We start from the raw sequence: 5,139 nt of genomic DNA, 5'->3' as shown, positions 1-5,139 counted from the left end.
GCCCCGCCGCCCCCCCCCCCCGCGGGGGGCCCCCCCCCCCCCCCGCGGGGCCGCCCCCCCCCCCCCCGCAACACGGGCGGGCTGGGGCGGTGGGGGCGAAAGAATCCCACCCCCGCCCCTGCCGGCCCCCCGCACCCCCTACTGCAGATGCCACTTCTGGTTGGCAGCCCCCGTGCAGGTCCAGATCTGCGCCCGCGCCCCGTTCGCCGACGAATTCCCGGTCACATCAAGGCACTTGTTCGCCGCGGTATTGACGACCTCCCCGGTGGTGGAGTTGTACGTCCACCGCTGAGCCCCCGTCCCGTTGCAGTCGTAGAGCTGAAGCTGCGCCCCGTCGGCAGTGGACGCCGACGTCACGTCGAGGCACTTCCCGAGCGACTGAACCGACCCGTCGGCCTTGACCGTCCAGGTCTGCGCGGTCGAACCGTTGCAGTCGTAGAGCTGCACGGCGGTCCCGTTGGCCGACGAACCACCGGCCACATCAAGGCACTTACCGGCAAGCCCCACAAAGGCCCCGCTCTGCTCGCCGCCACCGGCCTGTGTCCCGGACCAGGTGAACGTCGCCGAGGTCTTGCCGGGCAGCGAGTAAGTCGCGTGCTGCCCACCCCAGTTGATCGTCACCGTCTTCGCGGTGGACGCGTCGTTGTACGCGATCAGCGCCTTGGACCCGTCGGGGTTGCGCCACGCGACGTTGGGCACGGACGTACTCGCCGTGGAGGCGATGCGCTGCGCGCCCGGCTTCACGAACTTCGTGAGGTGCCCCATCGTGTAGTACTCGATGGTGTAGTCGACCTGCCCGCTCTGCGCGTCGCCGTTGTGGACGGTGACGAGCCCCGTGCAGGTGCCGCAACCACCGTTGTGCGGCCCCATGTTCTGGTCCACGGCCAGCGACCACTTCGTCACCGACTTCGCCCAGTTCCGGGTGTAGTCGACGATGTTGAGCATGTCCTCGCGCTGCTGGTTGGCGATCCAGGTGCCACCGGAGTGCTCGGTCCCGAAGGCGTCGAGCGTGGGGTACTGGTTGTGGACGGTGGTCTGCTTGGTGACGTCGCCGCCGTAGCCGTGCCACGCGATGCCGCCGAAGTTCGGATGCGTGCGGACCGCCGCGTCGTCGACCGTCGAGGCGGCGTACGAGTCGTACACGTCCCAGTTCCAGTCATGGGCGAGCACCTTGGTCGACAGCCCCGCCGCCTGGAGCTTCGGCAGCAGCTCGCTCTTCGTGAAGTAGGCGAGCCCGGAGGCGTTCCAGCTCATCGAGGGGTACCCGGAGCAACACGTCGGCTCGTTCTGCACGGTGACGTACGAGACGGGCACACCCTGAGCCTGGTACGCCTGCAGGTACTTCACGAAGTACGAGGCGTACGCTCCGTAGTTCTCCGACTTCAGCCAGCCGCCGTTGAGCGACCCGCTGTCCTTCATCCAGGCCGGCGCCGTCCACGGCGAGGCCATCACGGTCAGTGACGGATTGAGCTGGCGCGCCTGCTTGGTCAGCGGTACGACGTCCGCCAGGTCGTGTGCGATGGAGAACTGCGCGAGGTTCGGGTCCGTCTGGCCGGCCGGCACGTCGTCGTAGGAGTACCCGTACCGCGCGAGGTCCGAGGCGCCCATCGGATTGCGTACGAAGGAGAGCCCGATCCCGTCCGTCGGCGAGAACAGCTTCGTCATCGCGGCGTCGCGCTGGGCCTGTGTCAGAGCCCCGCTGCTGTTCATCAGCCAGGCAGCGGTGTCGGTGAAGGAAGCGCCGCCGCCGGTGAACGTCTGGTACCGGGTGTTCTCGTCCACGGTGATGTTGTCGCCGGTTCCGCCACTGCCGGCCATGAAGGCGAAGGGTGTTTGCGGCTGCAATCCGCGCGTGACATGGCGGCCGCCGGTGTCGTCCGTGGTGGTCAGGTAGGCGGTGACCTGCTCGCCCGCCGCGTGGGCGGGCACGGTGCCCACGGCGCCGAGTCCGGCCGTCGTCAGCAGCCCGGCGAGGAGCAGCCGCGCCGTCCGGCCCCTTCGCCTCAGGCTCCTCGGGGATCTTGTCGTGCTTGTGGTGCTCATCGGTCCGCAGCCCTTCTGGAGGTGGGGGATTGGGGCATGCGAGGCGTGAGTAAATGACGGCTGCGAGCGCGAGTCAAGAGGTTGCGCGTTCAGAGGCTGAAGGAACAACTCCGCTGATCGAGCCGTGTATTGGGCGTGTACCGGTTCTGACGTGACGTCTTGACGGTTCGCCGGGACGCCAGTTAACTCACGGCGTGATCTAAGTCGTAAGAGTACTGAAGAGCGCTGAAGAGAGAACGACGAGCACTCAGCGCACCGAAGAGGGTTTGAAACACGAATCAAAAGGATCAACGAGAGTCGAGGGAAGGTCCATGCGAAGAACCGCCCTGCTCGTTTCCGCCGCCTTGCTCACCGGGCTGCTGCCCCTGGCCTCCGCGTCAGCCGCCGCACAGGCCGCCGACCCGTCTGCTGTCCCCGTCGACACCTTTGAGGGCGAGGTCCCGTTCGCGAATCCGCCCACAGAAGGCACCTTCGCGTCGGGCGGCGACGCCGCCGACCAGTCCCTGAGCGCGAGCGTCCTCACCGACTCCACGGTCTACCCGGTCGAGGAGGGCGGCAGGGCCAAGGTCAAGGTCTCCGTCGCCACCACCGGCGCAGTCCCGCTCGACGAGCCGGTGACCGTCGCGTACGAGACGGCCGGCGGCACCGCCGACGCCGGCAAGGACTACAAGCCCGTCCAGGGCTCGGTCACCTTCCCCGCGGGCACCGCCTCGGGTGCCTCGCGGACCGTCTCCGTGACCACGGTCAAGGACAGGTCCGGGGAATCCGCCGAGACGATCCCCCTGAAGCTGACGGTCACGGGAGCCAATGCCCCGGTCGGCACCCCGCAGGTCGTCATCGACGCCCACGGACTCCCGTACCTGGACACGAAGCTGTCGGTGGACAAGCGCGTCGCCGACCTCGTGTCCCGGCTGTCCCTGGAGGAGAAGGCCGGTCAGATGACCCAGGCCGAGCGCAACGCGCTCACCTCACAGGACGACATCGCGACGTACGCCCTGGGCTCGCTCCTCTCCGGTGGCGGCTCGACTCCCACGCCCAACACCCCCGAGGCGTGGGCGACGATGATCGACTCCTTCCAACTCCAGGCGCAGGCAACGCGGTTCCAGATCCCGCTGATCTACGGCGTGGACGCCGTGCACGGTCACAACAACGTCGCCGGCGCGACCGTCATGCCGCACAACATCGGCATCGGCGCCGCCCGTGACCCCCAACTCGCCGAGGAGACCGGCGAAGTGACCGCCGCGGAGGTCCGTGCCACCGGCATTCCGTGGACCTTCGCGCCCTGCCTGTGCGTGACCCGTGACGAACGCTGGGGCCGTAGCTACGAGTCCTTCGGTGAGGACCCGGCCCTCGTCGAGTCGCTGGAGACGACCATCCAGGGTCTCCAGGGCCGCGCCAACGGCAAGGACCTGAGCGACAGCGACAGGGTCCTCGCCACCGCCAAGCACTTCGTGGGCGACGGCGGCACCGAGTACGGCTCGTCCACCTCGGGCTCGTACACCATCGACCAGGGCATCACCAAGGTCACCCAGCAGGAGCTGGAGGCGGTGCACCTCGCGCCGTACCAGGACGCCGTGGACCGCGGCGTGGGCTCGGTCATGCCCTCCTTCTCGTCGGTCGACATCCTCGGCGACGACGCCGGCCCGGTGAAGATGCACGCCAACGCGGCGCTCATCAACGGGGTGTTGAAGGACGAGATGGACTTCGACGGCTTCGTCATCAGCGACTGGGACGGCATCGACCAGATCCCCGGTGACTACGCCTCCGACGTCCGTACGTCCATCAACGCGGGCCTCGACATGATCATGGTGCCGTACGCGTACAAGGACTTCCACGCCACCCTCATCAGCGAGGTGAACGCGGGCCGGATCAGCGAGGAGCGCGTGGACGACGCCGTATCTCGCATCCTCACGCAGAAGTTCAAGCTCGGCCTCTTCGAGCAGCCGTACGCCGACACCAGCGGCGCCTCCGACATCGGCTCACCCGAACACCGGGCCGTGGCCCGCGAGGCGGCGGCCGAGTCGCAGGTCCTCCTCAAGAACGCCGGCAGCGTACTGCCCCTCAAGAAGTCCCAGAAGGTGTACGTCGCAGGGTCCAACGCCGACGACATCGGCAACCAGACCGGCGGCTGGACCATCACCTGGCAGGGCTCCTCCGGCGAGATCACGGAGGGCACCACAATCCTGGAGGGACTGCAGAAGGCCGGCGGCAACGTCACCTACTCCAAGGACGCGTCGGCTCCGACCGCCGGTTACGACGTGGGTGTGGTCGTCGTCGGCGAGACCCCGTACGCCGAGGGCGTCGGCGACGTGGGCAACGGCAACGACCTGGAACTGACCGCCGAGGACAAGGCCGCCGTCGACAAGGTCTGCGGCGCCATCAAGTGCGTGGTCCTGACCGTCTCCGGACGACCGCAGCTCATCGGCGACCGGCTCGGTGACATCGACGCGCTCGTCGCCTCCTGGCTGCCGGGCACCGAGGGCTCCGGCGTCGCGGACGTCCTCTACGGCAAGCGTCCCTTCACCGGCCAACTCCCCGTCACCTGGCCGAAGTCCGAGTCCCAGCTGCCGATCAACGTCGGCGACACGTCGTACGATCCGCAGTTCCCGTACGGCTGGGGCCTCACGACTCTCACCAAGACACCGGAGGGTGGCACGGCGACCCTGAAGGCCCTCGCCCTGGCCGCCAAGGCCGCCGAGAGGACGGGCTCGGCCAAGGCAGGCCAGGCCGCCGTCACCAAGGCCCGCCTCCTGGTCCAGCAGAAGATCGGCACCGACATCACGGCCGCCGTCTCCAAGCCCTTCGCCGACGCCGACCACCTGCTCCTGACGGGCCGGTACGCGGACGCGGTGGCGAAACTGAGGGAGGCGTACGCGGCGACGTAGGCACGTCCGAACGCCGGACGGGTACTCAGCCCGTCCGGCGTTTGAGGACGAGCGCGTTCAGCGCGACAGCGGGGGTCTGGGGGCGGCAGCCCCCAGGAACAAGGGACGGGTAGGGGCGGAGGGGGCGAAAATGCCCCCCCCCCCCCCCCCCCCCCCCCCCCCCCCACCCCCCCCCCCCCCCGGCCCGCCCCGCGGGGGGGGCCCCCCCCGC

General features: G+C 69.0%; 2 protein-coding genes. One reads left to right on the top strand and one right to left on the bottom strand.

Annotated elements, in window-relative coordinates; translation table 11 throughout:
- Positions 1-138: 138 nt before the first annotated feature.
- Positions 139-2,043, bottom strand: a complete 1,905-nt coding sequence (locus ACFYPC_RS32010) for a ricin-type beta-trefoil lectin domain protein (RefSeq protein ID WP_391889773.1) — start codon at positions 2,041-2,043, stop codon at positions 139-141.
- Between the two features lie 311 nt (positions 2,044-2,354).
- Between ACFYPC_RS32010 and ACFYPC_RS32005 the strand changes: the two genes are divergently transcribed.
- Complete coding sequence (locus ACFYPC_RS32005) at positions 2,355-4,928, top strand: glycoside hydrolase family 3 N-terminal domain-containing protein (protein WP_391889771.1); 2,574 nt, start codon at positions 2,355-2,357, stop codon at positions 4,926-4,928.
- Positions 4,929-5,139 lie beyond the last annotated feature (211 nt).

The organism is Streptomyces sp. NPDC005808 (genome assembly GCF_042871385.1).
Lineage (GTDB): Bacteria > Actinomycetota > Actinomycetes > Streptomycetales > Streptomycetaceae > Streptomyces.
Note: the sequence above shows the minus strand (reverse complement) of the source record. Positions and strands in the feature narration are given on the sequence as shown.